The sequence below is a fragment of the Burkholderia sp. MSMB2157WGS genome (assembly GCF_001532755.1).
Lineage (GTDB): Bacteria > Pseudomonadota > Gammaproteobacteria > Burkholderiales > Burkholderiaceae > Burkholderia.
This window is the reverse complement of record NZ_LPJG01000011.1, coordinates 682,936-706,273: the sequence shown is the minus strand read 5'-3', so window position 1 is coordinate 706,273 and position 23,338 is coordinate 682,936. Positions and strand designations below refer to the sequence as shown.

Sequence of the window (23,338 nt, the reverse complement as noted above, 5' to 3'; positions counted from 1 at the left end):
ACCATGGAAGTCATCAATCACACGGTGATCAACGTGATCATCTTCGTGCTGGCGGTGTACGTCGGCTACCACGTCGTCTGGAACGTCACGCCGGCGCTGCATACGCCGCTGATGGCCGTGACCAACGCGATCTCGGCGATCGTGATCGTCGGCGCGATGCTCGCGGCGGCGCTCACCGTCGGCGCGACCGGCAAGTTCTTCGGCACGCTCGCGGTCGCGCTCGCGGCCGTCAACGTGTTCGGCGGCTTTCTCGTGACGAGGCGAATGCTCGAGATGTTCCGCAAGAAGGAGCCCAAGCGCGTCGAGGGCGGCAAGGAGGGCGCGCGATGAGCATGAACGTCGTTACGCTGCTGTACCTCGTCGCGTCGGTGTGCTTCATCCAGGCGCTGAAGGGCCTGTCGAATCCGAAGAGCGCGCGGCGCGGCAACCTGTTCGGGATGGTCGGGATGGCCATCGCGATCCTCACGACGATCGCGCTGATCGTCAAGCAGGCCGCGTGGCTCGGCGCGAACCTGCCGCTCGGCCTCGCGCTCGTGCTCGGCGCGCTGATCGTCGGCGGCGGCGTCGGCGCGTTCGTCGCCGCGCGCGTCGAGATGACGAAGATGCCGGAACTCGTCGCGGCCATGCACTCGCTGATCGGTCTCGCGGCCGTGTGCATCGCGTATGCGGTGGTGTCGGAGCCGGAAGCGTTCGGGCTCGTGCCGCAGGACGCGGTGTCGTCGAGCTTCATCCCGTACGGCAACCGCGTCGAGCTGTTCATCGGCACGTTCGTCGGCGCGATCACGTTCTCCGGTTCGGTGATCGCGTTCGGCAAGCTGTCGGGCAAGTACAAGTTCCGGCTGTTCCAGGGCGCGCCGGTCGTGTACGCGGGCCAGCACCTGATCAACCTGATGCTCGCGATCGCGATGCTCGGCTTCGGCATCCTGTTCTTCATCACGCAGGCGTGGCTGCCGTTCATCATCATGACGGCGATCGCGTTCGTGCTCGGTGTGCTGATCATCATTCCGATCGGCGGCGCGGACATGCCGGTGGTCGTGTCGATGCTGAACTCGTACTCGGGCTGGGCGGCGGCCGGCATCGGCTTCTCGCTGAACAACGCGATGCTGATCATCGCGGGTTCGCTGGTCGGCTCGTCGGGCGCGATCCTGTCGTACATCATGTGCCACGCGATGAACCGCTCGTTCTTCAACGTGATCCTCGGCGGATTTGGCGGGGAAGCGGCGGCCGGCGGCGCGGCGGGCGCGCAGGAGCAGCGGCCGGTGAAGTCGGGTTCGGCCGACGACGCGGCGTTCATGCTCGGCAACGCGGAATCGGTCGTGATCGTGCCGGGTTACGGGCTCGCCGTCGCCCGTGCGCAGCACGCGCTGAAGGAGCTGACCGACAAGCTGGTCGAGAAGGGCATCGACGTGAAGTACGCGATCCACCCGGTCGCCGGCCGGATGCCGGGCCACATGAACGTATTGCTCGCGGAAGCGGAAGTGCCGTACGAGATCGTGCACGAGATGGAGGACATCAACGGCGAATTCGGCCAGGTGGACGTGGTGCTCGTACTCGGCGCGAACGACGTCGTGAACCCGGCCGCGAAGAACGATCCGAAATCGCCGATCGCGGGGATGCCGATCATCGAGGCGTACAAGGCGCGCACGGTGATCGTCAACAAGCGTTCGATGGCGGCCGGCTACGCGGGTCTCGACAACGACCTGTTCTACATGGACAAGACGATGATGGTGTTCGGCGATGCGAAGAAGGTCATCGAGGACATGGTGAAGGCGGTCGAGTAACGCAGGCGCCGGCACGCGGCGCCCGCTTCGATGCGCGGGCGTCGCGGCCGCGGACGGGCCCGACCGGTGCAGTTCACAAGCCGGCCGGGCCTTTTTCATGGTGCGACGAGGCGTGCGACGCAGGCGGTGACCGTGTCGCGCACGCGGTCGGCCGGATCGATCGGGCGCGCATAGCCGCCCGTCGCGACGCACACCGGTTGAGCCCGGCCGCGAAGAACCCGCTCGACGCGACCGCGCGCTCGCCGCCACGCCGCGTCAGCGCATCGGCGCTTCCGCGATCCGCATGTAGTCGGCGATCCGCCGGCCCTCCATGTCCGGAAACTGCTCGTGCACGGTGATGTCGCCCATCCGCGCGATGTCGAAGGTGCGGAAATCGTCGCGCAGCTCGCACCACGCGCCGATCGTCCAGCGCCCGCCCCAGTAGACGAGCCCGAGCGGCCAGACGCGACGCTGCGAATGCGCGCCGAGCCGGTCGCGATAGTCGAAGCTGACGATGTGGCGCGTGTCGATCGCCTGGTGGATCGCGTCGACCTTCGCGCAAAACGTCGCGTCGATGTGGAACGACGGCGCGAACACGGGCAGCCGGTCGAGCGCCGTACGCTTGTCGGCCGGCATCGCCGACGCGATCTTCGCGAGCGCCGAGCGCGCGCCGCTCGCGAAGCGCGCACCGCCCCAGGTCTCGAGCATGCGCGCGCCGGTGGCGAGCGCCGCCAGCTCCTCGGCCGTGAACGTGAGCGGCGGCAGGCTCGCGTTGCGGTTCAGCCGGTAGCCGATGCCGGCCTCGCCTTCGATCGGCACGCCCGACAGTTGCAGGTCGCGTACGTCGCGGTAGACCGTGCGCGGCGACACCGACAGCCAGTCGGCCAGTTGCTGCGCGGTCGTGAGACGACGCCCGCGCAACAGCTCGGCGATCTGGAACAGGCGGTCGGCACGGCGGGTCATGACGGCACCTCGATTCCTCTGGCTACGGGGGCTTCGCGATGATAGCGCCGCGCGAGCCCGCTGACCGCTGCGCTCAGTGGCATTTCGGCGCGTGCAGGCCGACGCGGTTGCCTTCCGTGTCGATCAGGTAGCCGACGTAGCCGTAGTTGTTCGGCAGCTCGACGACGGAGCCCTGCACGACGCCGCCCGCGCGCTTCGCGCGTTCGAGCGCCGCGACGACCGATTCGCCGGCGTTCAGGTAGACGAGCACGCCGTTCGCGCTCGGCTTCATCTGCTGCGGATCGAACACGATGCTGCCGCCCGTGCTCGATGCGTCGCGATCGAACGTCGCCATCGGCACGCCGCCGATGACTTCGCGCTGCAACGTGGTTTGCAGCACGGTCTCGTAGAAGCGGATCGCGCGGTCGAAATCGAGGGACGGAATGTCGAACCAGGCGATCGCGCGTTCCACGGTTGCAGTGGCGGTTGCTGACGTCATGACGAGCTCCTTGGGTTGCGTTGTTATGCGGATTCGATGGGGAAAACCAGCCTGCATTGCGCCGGGATTGCAGTGTGATCGCGGGCTGCTGACACCGTATTGTCAGTAGAGTTGTCACCCTTGACATGCAACCATTCGGTTGCATAATAAGGCCATCGACCCGGGAGCGGCATGGATCTCGTTTTCAAGGCACTGGCCGACGCCACGCGCCGTCGGTTGCTCGATCTGCTGTACGCAAAAAACGGCCAGACCGTGTCCGAGCTGTGCGACGGGCTCGCGATGAGCCGGCAGGCCGTGAGCAAGCATCTCGCGCTGCTCGAGGCCGCGAACCTCGTCGCGACGACGTGGCGCGGCCGGGAGAAGCTGCATTACCTGAATCCGGTGCCGATCCATGACATCGCGCAACGCTGGATCGGCAAGTTCGAGCGTCAGCGCCTGCAGGCGCTGGCGGACCTCAAGCGGGGGCTGGAAGCGCCCCGCGACACGGGAGACGACGATGGGTAATCCCGATTTCGTGTACGTGACCTTCATCGCGGCCACGCCCGAGCGCGTGTTCGACGCGCTGACCAATGCCGAGCTGACGAAGGACTACTGGGTGCGGCATCGCAACGCGTCGCCCGACTGGCGGCCGGGTTCGCGGTGGGAACATCAGGACTACGACGATCCGTCGCGGGTCGACATCGTCGGCGAAGTGGTCGAGAACGATCCGCCGCGCCGGCTGGTCGTCACGTGGCGCACGCCGTCGGGGGAGGGCGAGGAATCGCGCGTGACCTATCTGGTCGAGCCGCACGAGGGCGTCGTGAAGCTGACCGTCACGCACGACGGGCTGGTGCCCGGTTCGGAGATGGACCGCGGGATTCGCGGCGGCTGGCCGGTCGTGCTGTCGAGCCTGAAGACGCTGCTCGAGACGGGGCATGCACTGCCGTTTACGATGGCGCGCTGGTCGCAGTCGAAGCATTGACCGGCAGCGGAAAAGCACAGGGGCCGCGATGGCGGCCCCTGCACGTCGTGGCTTGCGCAAGCGCACGGATGGCTTACGCGTCGCCCTCCGGCGCGGCCGCGCGTGCCTTCACGCTGCCGGCGATCAGGTCGAAGCGGAACAGCCGGCATTCGAGCGCGCCGTTGAACAGCGGCGTCTTGGCCGATTCGCGCAGGCGCAACTGGCCCGGCAGCGAACGGTCGGACGTCAGCAGGAACGCCTGCCAGCCCGTGAAGCGCTGCTTCAGCGCATCGCCGAGCGCGTTGAAGAACTCGCTGTCCGGCGCGTCGGTGTGCGTGCGACGGAATGCGTCGTCGTTGCCGCGGTTGCGGCCGGTTTCGCGCACCTCGCCGCGCGCGCTGCGGCCGCGCACTTCGATCCGCTCGCCGTACGGCGGATTCGCGAGGAGGATGCCCGGCCCGTCGCACGGCGGCGTCATCCCGCGCGCATCGACCTGCTTGAGCCACACCGACGGCACGCCCGCGCGCTCGAGGTTCGCGCGCGCCTTCTCGAGCATGTCGCCGGAGATGTCGCTGCCGTACACGCCGAGCGCGTCGCCGCGCCTGGCCCGCGCCGCGCGCTTCGCGTCGAGCGCCGGGACCTTCAGCCCCTGCCACGCGGTGATGTCGTACTGCTTGAGCTTTTCGAAGCCGAACCGGCGCTCGACGCCGGGCGCCACGCCGAGCGCGATCTGCGCGGCTTCCGCGAGGAACGTACCGCTGCCGCACATCGGGTCGTACAGCGCGGTGCCGGGCGTCCAGCCGGTCAGGCGCAGGATGCCGGCCGCGAGGTTCTCGCGCAGCGGCGCCGCGCCCTTGTCGAGGCGCCAGCCGCGCTTGAACAGCGGCTCGCCCGACGTGTCGAGGTACAGCGTGCATTCGCCCGCCGTCAGGAACGCGAACACGCGCACGTCCGGCGCACCGGTGTCGATGCTCGGGCGCGCGCCGGTCTTGTCGCGCATCCGGTCGCAGATCGCGTCCTTCACGCGCAACGTCGCGAATTCGAGGCTCTTCAGCGGCGACTTGATCGCGGTGATGTCGACACGCAGCGTCTGCGTGGCCGCGAACCAGCGTTCCCACGGTTGCTCGAGCGCGAGCGCATAGACGTCCTGCTCGTTGCGGTACGCGCGGTGCGCGATCTTCAGCAGGATTCGGCTCGCGATCCGCGAATGGAGGTTCGCGGCCATGCCGGCGGCCCAACCGCCGCTGAAATGGACGCCGCCCGGCACCTGCGCGCCCGCGGTGAACGGCGCGCCGTTCAGGTGGCGGCCGGCGATTTCGGCCAGCTCGGCGGCAAGCGCCGCTTCGAGGCCGCGCGGGCAGGGGGCGAAGAATTCGAACAGGGTGGGCGAGGACATAAGGCGGGTGAGGACGTGCAAAAGTCCACTATTGTACGCGGCGCGGCCGACCGGGGCCGGCGTTTCGGTGCGGCGACGCCGGCGCGGCGGCCGCTCGCGCGTGCCGGGAGGGCGGCGGGGCGCCGCCGCTCCACCTCCCGGCCGCCCCCGCCGCCGGTCAGTGTGCGCCCGGCTGGCCGGCGCGCGCGGCCGGGTTGCCCGCCGGCCAGAACAGCGCGGACGGCTTCGCGAGCACCGTGCGGACGATCGCGGCGACGAGCGCGCGCACCTTGGTCGGGCGCAGGCTGCGCGAGCGCACGGCCATCGTGAACGCGAGTGCGAAGCTCACGAGCACGTTTAGGAAGGCCATGCTGAGCACGCCGGCGCCGGCCCACCACAGTTCGGGCGTGCGGAGCGCATCCTTGCCCAGCACGCCGAGCGCGACCCCGATCGAGCCGGCCGACAGCGTCACGTGCCGCACCTCGAACGGGAACATGAACACGGTGACGATCGCCGGGACGAGGCCGAGCATCAGGCCGAGGCCGACGTTCGCGACCACGCCGGCGACGTTCGACCGGCAGAAATGCGCGAGCTTCGCGGCGCCGGCCGCGCCGAGCGTCAGGCGCAGCCGACGGTTGTACGCGAGCGCGTCGCCGACGCGGTGCAGCACGAACCAGTTGTCGGCCCAGCCCGCGAGCAGGCTCGACGCCCACAGCAGCACGCCCGTGAGCGCCGCATAGAACGGCGTCGGGCCGAGCAGCGAGAACGAATGCAGCGTCGCGTGCGCCTTCTCCGGCGAGATCAGGTTCGTATGCGTGACGTTGGCCGCGAACAGCTGCACGAGCAGGCACACGGGCAGCACGACGACCACGTTCCCGGAAATCGCGGCCGCCTGCGTGCGGATCAGTGCGATCACCGACGCGACGAACGCCTTCACGCCTTCCTCGTGACCGGTGTCGTCGAGTTCGCGCGCGAGCGTCGGCGCGGTCATTGCGGGCTGCTTGGTCGCGAGCGTGAAATGCAGGAAGTGCATCAGCATGAAGCTGGCCGCGTAGTTGATGCCCGCCAGCAGCCCTTCGAGCATCGACTGCAGGTGCGCACCCGTGATCGCGAACTTCACGCACACGGTCGCGACCGTGACGAGGCCGCCGCCGGCCGCCATCCGCAGCATCTTCAGATACTCGGCCCGGCCGCGCGAGATGTAGTGCTCGCCGGTGTCCGCGTTGGTCTCGACGAGCTTGCGCGCGAACAGCGAGAAGTTGCTGCGCACGAGGTGCGCGACGCTCTGGCTGCTCTGGTTCGCGTCGACGAGCTCGGCGGTCAGGTGCGCCATGCCGTGCAGGTCGTCGCGCGCCATCCATGCGTTGAGCAGCATTTCCGCGCGCAGGATGCGCATGCGCATCCGCTCGACCTGGAACACGATGTCGACCGACACGCCGTTGCGGTACAGGTGCGCGAACACGTTGTCGACGGCGATCCGGCATTCGTCGAGCAGCACGCGCAGGTAGTTCACCTCGTGCAGCAGCTTGCTCGGGTCGCCGCCGTCCTCGACGGCCGCGTGCGCGGTCTCGACCGCGAGCATCGCGCGCGTGAGGCGGTAGAACGGCTGCGATTCGAGCGGCTTGCGCGCATCGTCGTCGGACAGCCGGCTGCGCACCGTCTGCGACAGGCCGGTCGAGCTGATCTGGCAGGTCAGGTTGTGCAGCGCGGCCAGCAGGTCGCGCGAGAACGAGCCGGGCTCGTGGCGCTCTTCGTCGGTGACGTCGAACGAGAGCAGCTCGGCGAGGCGCGCGAGCAGATCGTCGGGCAGCGCGTCGATCCATTTCGCGTCCTCGGGCGTCGGGAACATCAGCGTGAACAGCGCCGACAGCTCGCGGCGGTTCGGCGCAGGCGGGATCAGCGACGAATCGATCCGCTCGAACAGCGCGCCGAAGAAGCCCGAATGCACGGGCATGCCGGCGTCGCACAGCAGCGAGATGCCGTCGCACTCGCGCAGGATGCCGCGCAGGATGCGCGCGGCGTGCGCTTTCCACGCGGGGTTGCGATCGAGCACGTGGAACAGGTAGCGCAGCCGCGCATGCGCCGGATACGCGCGCGTGTCGGCGTTGCGCTCGGCCGGCGTGTCCTGCACCGTGCCGTTGCGGCGCAGCCAGTGCGCGAGCTCGATCAGCCATTCGCTGCGCTCGGCGTACGACGCGTCGGCGTCGGCATGCGCGAGCAGCGCATCGAGCTGGTGACCGGCATTGCGCGACGCGCGCCACTTCTTGATCAGGGTCGTCAGGGAACGAAACATAAACGGAATAGCGAAAGCCCGGGACGGGCGGGTTCGGGATGCCGGCCGGGGAAACGGCGCGGCGCCGGGAGAACGGGTGAGACGGGGCCGGCGCCGGACGGGGCGCGGCGACCCGCGATGCGGCTGCCCCGCTGTGGTGCACGCCGACCGCGCGCAGCGCCGGGAGGCACGGCGGCCGGGCCGAACGCGGCTCGGCGCCGCTGGCTGGTGCGCATGACGAACGGCGCGAGCCCGAAAGTGCGTAGGATCGTCAATCGGGCCGGAAAACGCAAGCCGACCGCGTTGCATGGCGCGGGTTCCGGCGGCTTTGACAAAGAATGTAAAGGGCCGTTCGGCCGATGAAGGCGGTGCGCGAGGCCGGCGGCGTGCAGCCTCCGACGGGCGGTGCGCGCGGCCGGTCGCGCCGCGCCGTTCGACACCGCGCGGGCGAACGCCGTGCCGAACGTTCGCCTGCGCGCCGTCGGCGTTCGCTTATGCGCCGGACTTACCCGTCGCGCCGGCGTCGCCACCGGACGTCGGGTTGGCCGGGCACGGCACGACCGGCGCGGCCGTCGTCTTGCCGCCGGCGGCGGGCGCGGCCGGCGCGCCGCGGCGGGCGGCCATCGCGCGCACGCCGTCCGCGGCCTGCGTGGCAATCGCGTCGAGCGCGCGCCGGTGGCCGGCGACGAGTGCGTCGTAGCCGTCGGCGACCGGTTCGGCGACGCTCGTACGGCAGGTCATCACGGCCTGCGTGGCGAGCGAGCGCACGCTCCACACGGCGTCGATCGCGGCCCGCTTGCCGGGCCACGACTCGAAGCGCTGCACGTTCACGCTGATGCGGTACACGGGCACGCCGGCCGGATAGGCGGAATTCGCGACGTCGATCGTGCCGAGCCGAGCGGCGAGATCGTCCGACAGCGCGCGGCGGATCTCGTCGGCGGGCGGCGACGCCCAGCGTTCCTGCTCGAGCACGTCGACCTGCGCGGCGTTCTTCTGCACGACCAACTGGTTCCTCGCGACCTGCTCCGGCACGCCGACCGACGGCACCTCGATCAGGAACGCCGGGTTGGCCGGCGCGGTGCGCAGCGGCGCCGCGGCGTCGGCCGGGCTGAGCGTGTAGAACCGCGCGGGCGGCGAGCTGCACGCGGCGAGCGCGAGTGCGGCGAAGACTGCCGCCGCGCTGCTCGCGAAACCGTTCACGCGTGTCGTCATGGTTTATCTCCTGGCTTGCCCTTGAGCAGCGATTCGGGGTGGCGCTCCAGATAGTCGGCGAGCGCGTTCAGCGATTGCAGCGTGCGCGTGAGTTCCTTCAGCGCGCCGCGCACGTCGGACTGCAGCGGCGAATCCTGCTGCAGCGTCGCCTCGGCGGTCGAGAAGGTCTGCTTCGCGGCCGACAGCGTGTCGCGCGCTTCCGGCGCGACCTGCGTGTCGAGCTGCTTGAACAGCTTGTCGGCGTTCGCGAGCGCGCTGTTCAGGTTCGCGCCGATCTGGTCGAACGGTACCTTGTCGAGCTTCTTCGCGATGTCGGCGACCTGCAACTGCAGCTCGTCGAGCGTATTCGGCACGGTCGGCAGCTCGAGCGGCTGGCGGGCCGTGTCGATCTTCACGGCCGGCGCCTTCGGGAAGAAGTCGAGCGCGACGTACAACTGGCTCGTCAGCAGGTTGCCGGTGCGCAGCTGGCCGCGCAGCCCGTGCTGGACGAGCCGCTCGACGATTTCGCGACGCGCCGGTTCGCCCTTGCTCTCGATCGTCTCGCGGAAGCGGCGGCCGAGGCGTTCCGGATACACGTTCATCGTCACCGGCATCAGGAAGTTCTTCGTCTTCGGATCGAAGTCGATGCCGATGTTCGTCACTTCGCCGAGCACGATGCCGCGGAAGTCGACCGGCGCGCCGACGGCGAGCCCGCGCAGCGACTGGTTGAAGTTCATCACGACCTGCAGCGGCTGGCCGTCCGGGTCGCGCATCGCGTCGCCCTCGTCGGAGCCGAGACGGAACGTCGTGTTGTTCGGCGCGGTCGTGCCGCTGCCCTGGTTCGGCGGCGTCTGGAACGCGATGCCGCCGAGGATCACCGTCGCGAGCGACTGCGTGTTCAGCTTCAGGCCGCTCGAGTCGAGCCGCAGATCGACGCCGCTCGCCTGCCACCAGCGCGAGTTCATGCCGACGTACTGGTCGTACGGCGCATTGACGAACACGTTGAACGTGACGCCCGTGCCGTCCTTGTCGAGCGAGAAGCCGACCACCTGGCCGACCTGGACGCGGCGGTAGTAGACCGGCGAGCCGATGTCGACCGAGCCGAGCGAATCGCCGCGCAGCACGTACTGCGTGCCTTTCTGGTCGCCCGTGACGGCGGGCGGCGTCTCGAGGCCGGTGAAGTCGGTCAGCGTGTCCTGCCCGTGACCGGCGTCGACGCCGATGTACGCACCGGACAGCAGCGTGCCGAGCCCCGACACGCCGGTCGCGCCCACGCGCGGGCGCACGATCCAGAAGCGCGAGCCCTGGACCGCGAAGTCCTCGGCTTCCTTCTTGAGCTGCACCTGCACCAGCACGCGCGACAGGTCCTTCGACAGCTTGATCGTCTTGACCATGCCGATCTCGACGTCCTTGTACTTGACCTGGGTCTTGCCCGGCTCGAGCCCTTCGGCGCTGTGGAAGCTGATCGTGATTTCCGGGCCGCGCTCGCGCACGGACTTGATCACGAGGCCGATGCCGATCAGCGCGGCGATCAGCGGCACGAGCCAGACGAGCGACGGCAGCCAGCCGCTTTTCGTCGAGATCGCCGGATCGGGCGGCCGGGGCGCGTCGTGCTGCGGGCCTTGTGGACTATTCATGGTGATTCCCTGAGGTTTCGACTGGATCCCAGATCAGGCGGGGATCGAACTGCATCGACGCGAGCATCGTCAGGATCACGACCGAGCCGAACGCGAGTGCGCCGGGGCCGGCCGTGATGACGGCGAGCGAACGGAAATGGACGAGCGCGACGGTCAGCGTCACGACGAAGATGTCGAGCATCGACCAGCGGCCGATGCGCTCGACGATCCGATAGAGGCGCGTGCGCTGCAGCGGCCGCCAGGCGGCGCGACGCTGCGCGCTGGTGACGAGGATCGTCAGGACGGCGAGCTTGAGCATCGGCACGAGAATGCTCGCGACGAACACGACCACGGCGAGCGGCCAGTCGCCGGACGTCCAGAAATAGATGACGCCGCTCATGATCGTGTCCTGCTGCGACCCGACGATCGACGACGTCCGCATGATCGGCAGCAGGTTCGCCGGAATGTAGAGGATCGCGGCCGCGAGCAGCAGCGCCCACGTGCGCATGACGCTGTTCGGCGTGCGCACGTGAAGCGCGCTGCCGCAGCGCGCGCAATGCGCGTGCGGCCGGTCGATCGTCTGCACGAGCCCGCACGCGTGGCAACTGGCGTAGCCCTCGCGGGCGGCGGTAGGCGTGGGCTGCGTCATCGGCGCGGCGCGTCCGGCAGCGGCGCGGCCGAGTCGGGCCGCTCGGGCGCGCGGCCGGCGCGCAGGTCGTCGGCGATGTCCCATACCGTGCGCGGGTCGAACATCAACACGACGGCGGTCATCAGCGTGAGCGCGCCGAACGCGAACAGCGCCGCGTCGGGCACGACGCGTGCGAGGCTCACCATCTTCACGATCGTGACCACGATGCCGAGCATGAACACCTCGATCATCCCCCACGGCCGCACGAGCTGGATCGTGCGCAGCACGAGGTTGAGGCCGGGCGGCACGATGCCGCGCCGGATCGGCAGCAGCACGTAAAGGAGCGCGGCCATCTCGACGAGCGGGAACAGCACGGTCGAACAGAACACCATCACGCCGACGATCGCCATGTCCTGATGCCACAGCGCATCGATCGCGCCGATCAGCGTCGTCTGCACGCGTGTGCCGTTCAGGTCCATTTCGAGGATCGGGAACGCCTGCGCGATGACGAACGTGACGAGCGCCGCGACCGCGAGCGCGGTGATGCGCTCGATCTGCGTGGTGCTGTTGCGATAGAGCAGCGCGTCGCAGCGCGGACAGCGTGCGATCTCGCGGCCGCTCAGGCGCGGTTTATGCAACAGTGCGTCGCATTCGTGGCAGGCAATCAGGTCGTATCGTTGCATGGAAAAGGCGGTGTTGCGACGGCCGGGGGAACGCGTCGACGGGGCCGGAACCCGCGCCAATCTTACCAAAAGGGCTTTTTCGATGGGTCAAGGATCGTGCGTTGCGTGACCGGTCGGTAACATGACGGGAAGCCGTCAGCCGACTGGCGCGCCTGTCCTCAGAGTCCGCGCGCGTCAAAAGGTTGCGGTAGCATGGCGCCCTCGACATGCGTCGGCCGAATTTACCGGCGCAGCCGTTCGCTGAACTGAGGAACCCAAGATGGCATCGAAATCGCCGCCGGCCGCGCCGGCACGCTACGCGCCTACCGCGATCGCCCTGCACTGGCTGATCGCGCTGTTGATCGTCTGCGGCTTCGCGCTCGGCTGGGTGATGACGGACATCCCCGGCTTCACGCCGACCAAGCTGAAGTACTTCTCGTGGCACAAGTGGATCGGCGTGACGGTGTTCGCGCTCGCCGTCGTGCGCGTGCTCTGGCGTGCGACCCACGTGCCGCCGCCGCTGCCGGGCGACACGCCGGCGTGGCAGCGCGCGGCGTCGCACGGCGTGCACATGCTGCTGTACGTGCTGATGATCGTGATTCCGGCGACGGGCTACCTGTACAGCTCGGCGTCGAACATCCCGGTCGTCTATCTCGGCATCGTGCCGCTGCCGCGCCTGATCGACCCCGATCCGGCGCTCAAGGAAACCTTCAAGACGCTGCACGTGTCTTTGAATTACATTCTGCTTGCGCTCGTCGCGATGCACGTGCTCGCGGCGCTCAAGCATCAGTTGTTGGACCGCGACGGCCTGTTGTCGCGCATGCTTCCCTTTGCCAAATGAAGGATCCCATGAAAGTGTCTTTCTCCCGCTCCATGCTGACCGTGTTCGCCGCGGCGGCGTTTGTCGCGTCGGGCGCGGCGCATGCCGACGTCGATCTCGCGAAGAGCAAGGTGTCCGCCGTGTCGAAGCAGATGAACGTGCCGACCGAAGGCGCGTTCAAGAAGTTTTCCGCGCAGGTGAAGTTCGACCCGGCGAAGGCCGCGCAGGGCAGCGCGCAAATGACGGTCGACGTCGCGAGCTTCGACCTCGGCGACAAGATGTACAACGACCAGGTCGCCGGCAAGGACTGGTTCGACGCGAAGGCCTATCCGCAGGCGACGTTCGTGTCGTCGGCGATCGCGCCGGCCGGCGGCAACAAGTACAACGTGACCGGCAAGCTGACGATCAAGGGCAAGACCGAGACCGTCACGGTGCCCGTCACGGTCGCGCAAAACGGCGCGACGCAGACGTTCGACGGCGTGCTGCCGATCAAGCGCTCGGCCTTCAACGTCGGCACCGGCGAGTGGAAGGACACGTCGATCGTCGCGGACGAAGTGCAGATCAAGTTCCATCTCGTCGCCACGAAGTAAGCGGCAGGTTGCCGCCTCAACTGTATGCCGCGCGAGGGCGCGGCGCCGTTTCCAGGAGAAAAAGTTTGAAAAAGCATCTGATCATCGCCGCCGGCGCGCTGGCCGCTTCGCTGTCGTTCTCGGCCTTCGCCGAAAGCGCGACCTACCAGTTCGACCCGAGCCATACGTACCCGAGCTTCGAGGCCGACCACTTCGGCGGCCTGTCGGTCTGGCGCGGCAAGTTCGACAAGTCGAGCGGCACCGTGACGCTCGATCGCGCGGCGAAGACCGGCACGGTCGACGTGACGACCGACATCGCGTCGATTCACACGGGCAGCGCGAAGCTCGACGAGCACCTGCAGACGCCCGAGTTCTTCGACGTCGCGAAGTTCCCGCAGGCGAACTACAAGGGCACGATCAAGTTCGACGGCGACAAGCCGGTGTCGGTGGTCGGCAATCTGACGCTGCACGGCGTCACGAAGCCGCTCACGCTGAAGATCGATTCGTTCAAGTGCATGCCGCACCCGATGCTCAAGCGTGAAGTGTGCGGCGTCGACGCGGTCGGCGAATTCAGCCGCGACGATTTCGGTCTCGACTACGGCAAGCAGTACGGCTTCAAGATGAAGACGAAGCTGCTGATCACGGCCGAAGCGGTCAAGCAGCAGTAAGACGCTCCGGCCGGGCCGGCCATCGTGCCGGCCCCTGCGGGCAAACCGCCGCGCTCCCGTGACCGGGGCGCGGCGGTTTTTTTTGCGCGCCTATAATCGCCCGAGCGCAGCATGCGGCCATGCGGCCATGCGGCGCCGGCAGGCCGACGGCGCGACGGCGGCCGCCTCGAACAGAACGTACAACGACAAGGAGATCGCCGATGCATGCCGTCACGCAGTCCCGTTCCATTGCCTCGTCGCCGCGCGTCTGGCGCGCGGTGATCGCCGCGTCGATCGGCAACGCGCTCGAGTGGTTCGATCTCGTCGTCTACGGTTTTTTCGCGGTGACGATCTCGAAGCTGTTCTTCCCCGCCGGCAACGACACCGTGTCGCTGCTGCTCACGCTCGGCACGTTCGGCGTGTCGTTCTTCATGCGGCCGCTCGGCGCGATCGTGCTGGGCGCCTATGCCGACCGCGCAGGCCGCAAGGCCGCGCTCACGCTGTCGATCCTGCTGATGATGGCCGGCACGCTGATCATCGCGGTGTTGCCGACCTACGAGACGATCGGCGTCGCCGCGCCGGTGATCCTCGTCGCCGCGCGGCTGATGCAGGGCTTTTCGGCAGGCGGCGAGTTCGGCAGCGCGACCGCGTTCCTCGCCGAGCACGTGCCGGGCCGGCGCGGCTTCTTCGCGAGCTGGCAGGTCGCGAGCCAGGGGCTCACGACGCTGCTCGCCGCCGGCTTCGGCACCGTGCTGAACGCGCAGCTGTCGGCCGCGCAGATGGCGTCGTGGGGCTGGCGCGTGCCGTTCTTCTTCGGGCTGCTGCTCGGGCCGGTCGCGTACTACATCCGCACCAAGGTCGACGAGACGCCCGAATTCCTCGCGGCCGAAGGCACCGCGAACCCGCTGTGCGATACGTTCGCGTCGCACAAGGCGCGCCTCGTCGCGGCAATGGGCGTGGTCGTGCTCGGCACCGTCGCGACCTATCTCGTGCTGTTCATGCCGACCTACGGCGTGAAGCAGCTCGGCCTCGCGCCGTCCGCCGCATTCGCGGCGATTCTCGTCGTCGGCGTGATCCAGATGGCGTTCGCGCCGCTCGTCGGCCACTGGTCGGATCGCTACGGGCGCGTGCGCGTGATGATCGCGCCGGCCGTCGGCATCCTCGTGCTGATCTATCCGGCGTTCGCGTATCTCGTCGCGCATCCGGGCTTCGGCACGCTGATCGCGCTGCAGGTGCTGCTCGCGTTCCTGATGACCGGCTACTTCGCGGCGCTGCCGGGGCTGTTGTCCGAGGTGTTTCCGGTGCAGACGCGCACGACCGGGATGTCGCTCGCGTATAACGTCGCGGTGACGATCTTCGGCGGCTTCGGGCCGTTCATCATCGCGTGGCTGATCCGCGAGACCGGGATGAAGACCGCGCCGAGCTTCTACCTGATGTTCGCGGCCGTGTTGAGCCTCGCGGCGCTGGTCGTGCTGCGGCGGCGGTTCGGGTTTCGCTGAAAGGGGCGGACGGCGCGTCAGTTGCCGCCGCGCTCGCACACCGGTTGCGCCGGCATCAGTTGCGGCGGCGCGTCGACGCTCCGGACCGGGCCCCCCGCGAGCGCGGCGAGCGCCTGTCGGAGCTGCCAGTCCGCGGCCGTGCCGAACGCGCGCTGCGGCAGCGCCGCGCTCCTCGCCGTATCGATCTTCGCGAATGCGCGCCGCTCGCGCAGCTTCTGCCGCTCCTTGCGCACCTTCGCGAACGGATCGGGCGCCTGGCGGTCCGCGTACGGTGCGCGCGGAAGATCGACTTCCCGGTACCACAGCAGCACGCCGTCGACGTCCGAATCGACGCGCGGCGGCACGAGCCAGTCCGGCACGACGCCATAGCCGTCCATCGGGCAGCCGTTCGGCCGGAGGTTGCGCGCGAACGTGAAATTGAGACGCGTGCCGTCGATCAGGTCGACGCCCGTTTGCGCGAGCCCTTTCCCGTAGGTCGGCATGCCGAGCAGTTTCGCGCGGCCGAGATCCTTCAGCGCGGCCGCGGTCGCTTCGGCCGCCGACGCGCTCTGCCCGTCGACCAGCACCACGAGCGGCACCGTGCGCCACCAGTCGTCGGCCTGCAGCGGCGCGAGCGGGTCCTGCCCGTGCATGACGGGCAGTTGGTAGTCGGGCCAGTTGGTCGTGTAGCGGCGGCGGTGCGTGTCGCCGCGCTCGACCGTCACCATCGCGGTGCGGTCGCGTCCCGCGAACAGCGCGGTGATGCCGATCGCCGCATTGAGCGCGCCGCCGCCGTTGATGCGCAGGTCGAGGATGACGCCCTTCGGCGGCGGTCCCGTGCGGCGCGCGGCCTGCACCGCGTCGATATAGTCGCCGACCGCCGGCTCCGGAAAGCTCGACAGCCGCGTGTAGAGGATGTCGCCGTCGAGCCGCTTCGCGGTCGCCGGATGCGGTTTGACGATCGTGCGCACGGGCGCGAAGCTCAGCACCGCATGCTTCGGGCCGCGCTGCACGGTGAGCTTCAGCGGCACGCCCGCGTCGCCCTTCGCGAGCTTCATCAACTCGCTGCCGTCGATGCCGACGACGCTTCGGTCGTTCATCGCGACGACGAGATCGTCGGGCCGCACGCCGGCTTTTTCGGCCGGCGCATCGGGAATCACGTCGATGATGTGCAGCCCGTCGGGCCGCGTCTCGAACACGATGCCGATGCCCGGCGTGCCGTCGCGCGCGCGCCGTTCGTCGTCGCGCCGTTCCTGCTCTTCCTTCGCGTTGAAGAAGCGTGCGTACGGCAGCGTCTTGATGCCTTCGTGGGTCGCGGCGTCGAGCAGCGCGCCGATATCGACGTCGGTCAGGTGCTGTTTCTTCAGCACTTCGACCGCCGCTTTCAGTTCGCAGAGCTGCGGCTCCCAGTCGGGCGGGCAGGGCGACGGCGGTTGGGCGGCGGGCGCCGGGGCGGCGGCGGGTGAAGCGGCAGGCAGCGAAGCGGCGGAGGGTGAAGCGGCGGGTGGTGCGGATTCCGGTTGCGCACCGGCGAGCGGCGCATACGGGCACGCGGTCGCGACGGCTGCGCAGACGGCGAGGCGACGAACGACACGCATGGGAGGCATCATCGGGACCGCACGTTCGGAAGGGTGGCGAGGCGCGTGTCGGGTGCGCGAAGGCAACCGGCACGCGACGGGGCAGGGCGGTGACGATTGTAGCCGACCCTCGCGACCGCGCCGGCCGCCTGCCGTACCGCGGTGGCCCCGCACATAAAAAAAACCGGCCCAAACGGGCCGGTTTTTCGAAGCCGAAACGGCGTGGCGCTCAAACCTGCGCGCCGGCGTTCGGATCGTCCGGATCGTGCGCGGCCTTCTTTTCCTTGATCAGGTCTTCGCGCTTGATGCCGAGCCACATCGCGAGCGAGCCCGCGACGAACACCGACGAGTAGATGCCGAACATGATGCCGACCGTCAGCGCGAGCGCGAAGTAGTGCAGCGTCGGGCCGCCGAAGAAGAACATCGACAGCACCATCATTTCCGTCGACGTGTGCGTGATGATCGTGCGCGACATCGTGGTCGTGATCGCGTGGTTGATCACTTCCTGCACGCTCATCTTGCGTTCGCGGCGGAACGTTTCGCGGATCCGGTCGAAGATGACGACCGACTCGTTGACCGAGTAGCCGAGCACCGCGAGGATCGCCGCGAGCACCGCCAGCGAGAACTCCCACTGGAAGAACGCGAAGAAGCCGAGAATGATCACGACGTCGTGCAGGTTGGCGATGATGCCGGCCACCGCGTACTTCCATTCGAAGCGGAACGACAGGTAGATCACGATGCCGATCACGACGCACGCGAGCGCGAGCAGACCGTCGGTCGCGAGCTCGCGGCCGACTTGCGGGCCGACGAACTCGACGCGCTGCAGCGTCACGTCCGGGCTCTGCGCCTTCAGCGCGCCCATCACCTGGTCGCTCTGCTGCGCGGACGTGAGGCCTTCCTTCAGTTGCAGGCGGATCAGCACGTTGCGCGACGTGCCGAAGTTCTGCACCTGCGCATCGGCATAGCCGAGCTTGCCGAGCGTCGCGCGCACGGGTTCCAGCTGCGCGGCCTGCTGGTACTGAACCTCGATCACCGTGCCGCCGGTGAATTCGACGGACAGGTGCAGCCCGCGGTGGAACAGGAAGAACACGGCGGCGAGGAACGTGACCAGCGAGATCACGTTGAACACCAGCGCGTGCCGCATGAACGGAATGTCTTTACGGATGCGGAAAAATTCCATGGCTTCGTCTCCGGGGCCTTATTGGGTCGAGCCCGGTTTCTTCGGCGACACGCGTTGCTGCGCGCGGTTGCGCAACTGCGGCTTGCCGGTGCGCGGTGCGTTGCCCTTTGCCGGGGCGGCGAGCTTCGCGGCGCGGGCCGTGTCGGTCGATTCGTCGGCCGCGTCGAACGATGCGTCGGCGGCACCGGCCGCGGCGCCTTCCGGCTTCCACACCTGGCCGATCGCGAGCGACTTCAGCTTCTTGCGGCCGCCGTACCAGAGGTTGACGATCCCGCGCGAGAAGAACACCGCGGAGAACATCGACGTCAGGATGCCGAGGCAGTGCACGATCGCGAACGCGCGAACCGGGCCCGAGCCGAACGCGAGCAGCGCGAGGCCGGCAATCAGCGTCGTGACGTTCGAGTCGAGAATCGTCGCCCATGCATGGGCGTAGCCGGCCTGGATCGCGAGCTGCGGCGGCTGGCCGGCGCGCAGCTCCTCGCGCACGCGCTCGTTGATCAGCACGTTCGAGTCGATCGCCATGCCGAGCGCGAGCGCGATGGCCGCGATGCCCGGCAGCGTCAGCGTCGCCTGCATCAGCGACAGCACGGCGACGAGCAGCAACAGGTTCACCGACAGGCCGATCACCGACACCACGCCGAACAGCATGTAGTACGCGACCATGAACACGGCGATCGCGCAGAAGCCCCAGATCACCGAGTGGATGCCCATCTTGATGTTGTCGGCGCCGAGGCTCGGGCCGATCGTGCGTTCCTCGATGATGTCCATCGGCGCGGCGAGCGAACCGGCGCGCAGCAGCAGCGCGAGGTCGGCCGCGGCCTGCGGCGTCGGCTGGCCCGTGATCTGGAAGCGGTCGCCGAGTTCGGACTGGATCGTCGCGACCGTCAGCACTTCGCCCTTGCCCTTCTCGAACAGCACCATCGCCATCGGCTTGCCGATGTTCTCGCGCGACACCGCGCGCACCGCGCGGCCGCCCGCCGAATCGAGGCGAATGTTGACCGACGGACGCTGGTGATCGTCGAAGCCGGCCGACGCGTCGATGATGCGGTCGCCGGTGAAGATCACGTCCTTCTTCAGCAGCACGGGCGCCTGGTTGCCCTGCGTGAAGAGTTCCTCGCCCGGCGGCACGGGGTCGTTCGGGTTCGGGTGCGTGTTGATCGGGTCGGCGAGGCGCGCCTCGAGCGTCGCGGTGCGGCCGATGATGTCCTTCGCCTTCGCGGTGTCCTGCACGCCCGGCAGTTCGACGACGATACGGTCGCTGCCTTGCTGCTGCAGGATCGGCTCGGACACGCCGAGCTCGTTCACGCGGTTGTGGAGGGTGGTCAGGTTCTGCTTGAGCGCGGCGTCCTCGACGGACTTCTGCACGGCCGGCGTGAACGTGCCGACCACTTGCGTGCCGCCGCCGCCGGCCTGCGTCGCCCATTGCAGCTCGGTGATCGACGCGGCGAGCACCTTGCGGGCGTCTTCCGCCGTCTGCGCATCGCTGAAGTTGACGACCACGGACTGCTCGACGCGGCTCACGCCGCCGTCGCGGATGTTCTTGTCGCGCAGCAGCGTGCGCGCGTCGGACGCGTCGGAGTCGAGCTTCTTCGTGAGCGCGCCCGTCATGTCGACCTGGAGCAGGAAGTGCACACCGCCGCGCAGGTCGAGGCCGAGATACATCGGCAGCGCGTGCAGTGCGGTCAGCCAGCGCGGCGACGCGCTCTGCAGGTTCAGTGCGACGACGTACTGCGGATCGTTCGGGTCGGCGTTCAGCGACTTCTGCAGCAGGTCCTTGACGCGCAGCTGCGTATCGGTGTCCTTCAGGCGCACGCGGATGTTCGCGTTGGTCGCCGTGTTCTCGAAGGTGACGTCGTCCGGCGTGATCTGCGCGGACGCGAGCGCCGATTCGACCTGGGTCAGCGTGGCCGAGTCGAGCTTGACCGTGGCCTTGCCGCTCGACACCTGCACCGCCGGCGCTTCGCCGAAGAAGTTGGGCAATGTGTACAGAAGGCCGATGGCGAGCGCCACGACCATCACGACATATTTCCAGAGTGGATAACGATTCATGAGGGGGCCGAACGGGTGGTTGGCGTGAAAGCGTCGCGTCCGGCGCCGCGGCGGCCCGCGCTCTCAGGCGGGCACGGCGCGGGGAGCCGGACGCTCGGTATAAGCCTTACAGCGACTTGATCGTGCCCTTCGGCAGAATGGTCGTGACGGCAGCCTTCTGCACGGTGATTTCGGTGCCTTCGGCGATTTCGACGCCGATGTAGCCTTCGGTGACCTTCGTCACCTTGCCGACGAGGCCGCCGCTCGTGACGACTTCGTCGCCCTTCGCCATGGCCGCGAGCATGTTGCGGTGTTCCTTCTGGCGCTTCATCTGCGGACGGATCATGATGAAGTACAGCACCGCGAACATCAGGATGAGCGGCAGGAAGCTCATCAGGCTCGATTCGGCGCCACCGGCACCTTGCGCGAAGGCATTGGAAATGAACGGCACGTTGGTCTCTCCGTAGGGGAAGATCGAAAAATAAGCCGGTTATTCTACCACCGGCCCCATGCGCAAACGGCGCGGCAAATGCGCTTTCGGATCAAGCTGTTAAAGCGCGAACCGATACCGTTGCGGCTTGCTTGGAAAGGCAATTGTAATGTTTGATGGCTCGGTTCGGCGGGCGGGCCGGGTTTTTTAGTGCGTGTCCTATTGGATATCGTTTTCTTTCAGGTCGTGTCCTACAGGGGCCGCCCGCCGGCCAGTCAGTCGACTCCTCTCGCGCGATCCTCCGCGAAGCGCTGCCGGAACGCGTCGAACGTGTGGGTCTCGATCGCTTCGCGGATCTCGCTCATCAGCTGCAGGTAGTAGTGCAGGTTGTGGATCGTGTTGAGCTGCGCGCCGAGGATTTCGCCGACCCGGTGCAGGTGATGCAGGTAGCCGCGCGAGAAATTCTGGCACGTGTAGCACGTGCAGCTCGCGTCGAGCGGCTTCAGCGAATTCTTGTGCGTCGCGTTGCGGATCTTCACGTCGCCGAAGCGGGTGAAGAGCCAGCCGTTGCGCGCGTTGCGGGTCGGCATCACGCAGTCGAACATGTCGACGCCGTTCGCGACGCCTTCGACGAGATCCTCCGGCGTGCCGACCCCCATCAGGTAGTGCGGCTTGTTCGCCGGCAGCTTCGGGCCGACGTGGCGCAGCACGCGCATCATGTCCTCCTTCGGCTCGCCGACCGACAGCCCGCCGATCGCGAGGCCGTGGAAGCCGAGTTCGGACAGGCCCGCGAGCGATTCGTCGCGCAGATCCTCGAACATCCCGCCCTGCACGATCCCGAACAGCGCGTTCGGATTGCCGAGCCGGTCGAATTCGTCGAGCGAGCGCTTCGCCCAGCGCAGCGACATGCGCATCGAGTCGGCCGCTTCCTTGTGCGTGGTCGGCACGCCGTTGGTCGCGTACGGCGTGCATTCGTCGAACTGCATCACGATGTCCGAGTTCAGCACCTTCTGGATCTGCATCGACACTTCCGGCGACAGGAACAGCTTGTCGCCGTTGATCGGCGACGCGAACGTGACGCCGTCCTCGGTGATCTTGCGCAGGTCGCCGAGCGAGAACACCTGGAAGCCGCCCGAGTCGGTCAGGATCGGCTTGTTCCAGCCCATGAAGCCGTGCAGGCCGCCGTGCGCGTCGATCGTGTCGAGGCCCGGGCGCAGCCACAGGTGGAACGTGTTGCCGAGGATGATCTGGGCCTTGATTTCGTGCAGTTCGCGCGGCTGGATCGCCTTCACGGTGCCGTACGTGCCGACCGGCATGAAGATCGGCGTCTCGACCGTGCCGTGGTTGAGCTTCACGCGGCCGCGGCGCGCGTGGCCGTCGGTCGTCAGCAGTTCGAATTCGAGCCCGTTAGCCGGGCGGTCCTGCACGGGAGCGGGCGTGTTGTGGCTCGCGTGCGTATCGTGGGATGAACCTTCGGTCATCGCGTCATTCTCCTTGCCACCGGAAAACAGTCCGGCGCATGTTGGAAACGCCGCCGGGAAACCGGCGGCGGGGAAAAGCGGGTGCGCGCAAAAGCGTAGCGCGCGCAGCGGGAATACGGGCGTCGCGATGCAACGGCGGCCGCGTGGTGCGCGGGCCGTCGCGCCCGCTGTGCTTTACGCGCGCGGCGCCTCCGGCGTGTCGCGTCGCGTGAGCAGCATCGCGTCGCCGTAGCTGAAGAAGCGGTAGCGTTCTTCGATCGCGTGCCGGTACGCGGCGCGGATCGTCTCGACGCCCGCGAACGCGGACACCAGCATCAGCAGCGTCGACTTCGGCAGGTGGAAGTTCGTGACGAGCCGGTCGACCACGCGGAAACGGTAGCCGGGCGTGATGAAGATGTCGGTCTCGGCCTGCGTCGCCGCGAGCGGGCGACCGGCTTCGTCGGCGCTGCGCGCCGCGGCTTCGAGCGCGCGCATCGACGTCGTGCCCACTGCGATCACGTTGCCGCCGCGGGCGCGGGTCGCGGCGATCCTGTCGACGAGCGACTGCGGCAGGTCGTACCACTCGCTGTGCATCTTGTGCTCGGCGATGTTCTCGACGCGCACCGGCTGGAACGTGCCGGCGCCGACGTGCAGCGTCAGCGTCGCGCGCTCGACGCCCATCGCGTCGAGCTTCTCCAGCAGCGTCTGGTCGAAGTGCAGCCCGGCCGTCGGCGCCGCGACCGCGCCCGGGTTGCTCGCGTAGACGGTCTGGTAGCGCGTTTCGTCGGTCGCATCGGCGTCGTGCTCGATATACGGCGGCAGCGGCAGGCGGCCGTGCTGCTCGATCAGGTCGAGGCACGGCGCGGGGAAGTGCAGCGTGAAGAACGGTTCGACGCGCTCGCCGACCGTCACGTCGAACGCGTCCGCGAGGCGCAGCGTCGTGCCGGCGCCCGGCGACTTGCTCGCGCGGATCTGCGCGAGCGCCGTGTGCGTGCCCGTCACGCGTTCGATCAGCACCTCGATCTTGCCGCCGCTGGCCTTCTGGCCGAAGAACCGCGCCTTCAGCACCTTGGTATCGTTGAACACGAGCAGGTCGCCCGGCGCGATGCACGACGGCAGCTCGGCGAAACGGCGGTCGACGAGGCGTGCGGGCTCGGCGGTGCCGTCGACCTCGAGCAGGCGGCTCGCGGTGCGATCGGGCAGCGCGGTCTGTGCAATCAGCTCGGGCGGCAGATTGAAATCGAAATCGGAAAGCGTGAACATG

Annotated in this window: 22 protein-coding genes; 8 read left to right on the top strand and 14 right to left on the bottom strand. The window is 68.2% G+C overall.

The genetic code is table 11. The features are described from left to right. Window positions 1-3 precede the first annotated feature (3 nt). Both WT53_RS07880 and WT53_RS07875 read left to right on the top strand, forming a co-directional pair. A complete protein-coding gene (locus WT53_RS07880) occupies window positions 4-330 on the top strand; it encodes an NAD(P) transhydrogenase subunit alpha (RefSeq protein ID WP_006476884.1) in 327 nt (108 codons plus the stop codon). Beyond that, a complete protein-coding gene (locus WT53_RS07875) occupies window positions 327-1,781 on the top strand; it encodes an NAD(P)(+) transhydrogenase (Re/Si-specific) subunit beta (RefSeq protein WP_006483443.1) in 1,455 nt (484 codons plus the stop codon). The genes WT53_RS07880 and WT53_RS07875 overlap by 4 nt, the downstream gene beginning before the upstream one ends. A gap of 255 nt (window positions 1,782-2,036) precedes the next feature. Here the strand turns inward: WT53_RS07875 and WT53_RS07870 are convergent, their stop codons facing one another. Further along, entirely contained in the window at window positions 2,037-2,723 is a 687-nt protein-coding gene (locus tag WT53_RS07870; RefSeq protein ID WP_059501008.1) for a YafY family protein, read from the bottom strand. 73 nt (window positions 2,724-2,796) lie between these two features. Further along, the gene (locus WT53_RS07865; RefSeq protein WP_034206437.1) at window positions 2,797-3,201 is read right to left on the bottom strand and encodes a VOC family protein; all 405 of its coding nucleotides are present in this window, start codon (window positions 3,199-3,201) and stop codon (window positions 2,797-2,799) included. 171 nt (window positions 3,202-3,372) lie between these two features. On the opposite strand from WT53_RS07865, the gene WT53_RS07860 reads away from it, so the two are divergent. Then, window positions 3,373-3,705 carry a helix-turn-helix transcriptional regulator gene (locus WT53_RS07860; protein ID WP_034206438.1) on the top strand — a complete coding sequence of 111 codons (333 nt, stop codon included), beginning with the start codon at window positions 3,373-3,375 and terminating at the stop codon, window positions 3,703-3,705. Continuing rightward, entirely contained in the window at window positions 3,698-4,162 is a 465-nt protein-coding gene (locus tag WT53_RS07855; protein WP_059779228.1) for an SRPBCC family protein, read from the top strand. Before WT53_RS07860 ends, WT53_RS07855 begins: the two co-directional genes overlap by 8 nt. Before the next feature lie 73 nt (window positions 4,163-4,235). Here the strand turns inward: WT53_RS07855 and WT53_RS07850 are convergent, their stop codons facing one another. The 6 genes from WT53_RS07850 to WT53_RS07825 form a co-directional block, all read right to left on the bottom strand. Further along, a complete protein-coding gene (locus tag WT53_RS07850; RefSeq protein WP_059779230.1) occupies window positions 4,236-5,537 on the bottom strand; it encodes a class I SAM-dependent RNA methyltransferase in 1,302 nt (433 codons plus the stop codon). Window positions 5,538-5,694: 157 nt separating this feature from the next. Next, a complete protein-coding gene (locus WT53_RS07845) occupies window positions 5,695-7,809 on the bottom strand; it encodes a site-specific recombinase (RefSeq protein ID WP_060259069.1) in 2,115 nt (704 codons plus the stop codon). Between the two features lie 471 nt (window positions 7,810-8,280). After that, window positions 8,281-9,000, bottom strand: coding sequence for a membrane integrity-associated transporter subunit PqiC (locus tag WT53_RS07840; RefSeq protein WP_034206442.1), 720 nt, complete (start codon window positions 8,998-9,000; stop codon window positions 8,281-8,283). Further along, a complete protein-coding gene (locus tag WT53_RS07835) occupies window positions 8,997-10,616 on the bottom strand; it encodes an intermembrane transport protein PqiB (protein ID WP_034206443.1) in 1,620 nt (539 codons plus the stop codon). The genes WT53_RS07840 and WT53_RS07835 overlap by 4 nt, the downstream gene beginning before the upstream one ends. Further along, entirely contained in the window at window positions 10,609-11,244 is a 636-nt protein-coding gene (locus WT53_RS07830; RefSeq protein WP_034206444.1) for a paraquat-inducible protein A, read from the bottom strand. Before WT53_RS07830 ends, WT53_RS07835 begins: the two co-directional genes overlap by 8 nt. Next, the gene (locus tag WT53_RS07825; RefSeq protein WP_060259064.1) at window positions 11,241-11,906 is read right to left on the bottom strand and encodes a paraquat-inducible protein A; all 666 of its coding nucleotides are present in this window, start codon (window positions 11,904-11,906) and stop codon (window positions 11,241-11,243) included. Before WT53_RS07825 ends, WT53_RS07830 begins: the two co-directional genes overlap by 4 nt. Window positions 11,907-12,165: 259 nt before the next feature. Here WT53_RS07825 and WT53_RS07820 point away from each other — a divergent pair, with 259 nt between their 5' ends. The 4 genes from WT53_RS07820 (at window position 12,166) to WT53_RS07805 (ending at window position 15,420) form a co-directional block, all read left to right on the top strand. After that, window positions 12,166-12,726: a cytochrome b gene (locus tag WT53_RS07820; protein WP_034206446.1), complete on the top strand. Its 561-nt coding sequence runs from the start codon at window positions 12,166-12,168 to the stop codon at window positions 12,724-12,726. 8 nt (window positions 12,727-12,734) lie between these two features. Further along, window positions 12,735-13,295: a YceI family protein gene (locus WT53_RS07815; RefSeq protein ID WP_060259205.1), complete on the top strand. Its 561-nt coding sequence runs from the start codon at window positions 12,735-12,737 to the stop codon at window positions 13,293-13,295. Between the two features lie 65 nt (window positions 13,296-13,360). After that, entirely contained in the window at window positions 13,361-13,942 is a 582-nt protein-coding gene (locus WT53_RS07810; RefSeq protein ID WP_059824502.1) for a YceI family protein, read from the top strand. Between the two features lie 200 nt (window positions 13,943-14,142). After that, on the top strand, window positions 14,143-15,420 hold the full coding sequence (locus WT53_RS07805; protein ID WP_060259061.1) for an MFS transporter: 1,278 nt from the start codon (window positions 14,143-14,145) through the stop codon (window positions 15,418-15,420). Window positions 15,421-15,437: 17 nt separating this feature from the next. Here WT53_RS07805 and WT53_RS07800 read toward each other — a convergent pair whose 3' ends face one another. The 6 genes from WT53_RS07800 to queA all read right to left on the bottom strand — a co-directional run bounded on the left by WT53_RS07800 (window position 15,438) and on the right by queA (window position 23,337). Continuing rightward, window positions 15,438-16,997: a S41 family peptidase gene (locus WT53_RS07800; RefSeq protein WP_179948998.1), complete on the bottom strand. Its 1,560-nt coding sequence runs from the start codon at window positions 16,995-16,997 to the stop codon at window positions 15,438-15,440. A gap of 208 nt (window positions 16,998-17,205) precedes the next feature. Then, entirely contained in the window at window positions 17,206-18,156 is a 951-nt protein-coding gene (secF, locus tag WT53_RS07795) for a protein translocase subunit SecF (RefSeq protein WP_034206449.1), read from the bottom strand. An 18-nt stretch (window positions 18,157-18,174) separates the two neighbouring features. After that, window positions 18,175-20,205 carry a protein translocase subunit SecD gene (gene secD, locus WT53_RS07790; RefSeq protein ID WP_034206450.1) on the bottom strand — a complete coding sequence of 677 codons (2,031 nt, stop codon included), beginning with the start codon at window positions 20,203-20,205 and terminating at the stop codon, window positions 18,175-18,177. Between the two features lie 106 nt (window positions 20,206-20,311). Then, entirely contained in the window at window positions 20,312-20,635 is a 324-nt protein-coding gene (yajC, locus tag WT53_RS07785) for a preprotein translocase subunit YajC (protein ID WP_006476868.1), read from the bottom strand. Window positions 20,636-20,889: 254 nt separating this feature from the next. Beyond that, window positions 20,890-22,095, bottom strand: coding sequence for a tRNA guanosine(34) transglycosylase Tgt (tgt, locus tag WT53_RS07780; RefSeq protein ID WP_034206451.1), 1,206 nt, complete (start codon window positions 22,093-22,095; stop codon window positions 20,890-20,892). A gap of 174 nt (window positions 22,096-22,269) precedes the next feature. Then, window positions 22,270-23,337, bottom strand: a complete 1,068-nt coding sequence (queA, locus tag WT53_RS07775; RefSeq protein ID WP_034206452.1) for a tRNA preQ1(34) S-adenosylmethionine ribosyltransferase-isomerase QueA — start codon at window positions 23,335-23,337, stop codon at window positions 22,270-22,272. Window position 23,338 lies beyond the last annotated feature (1 nt).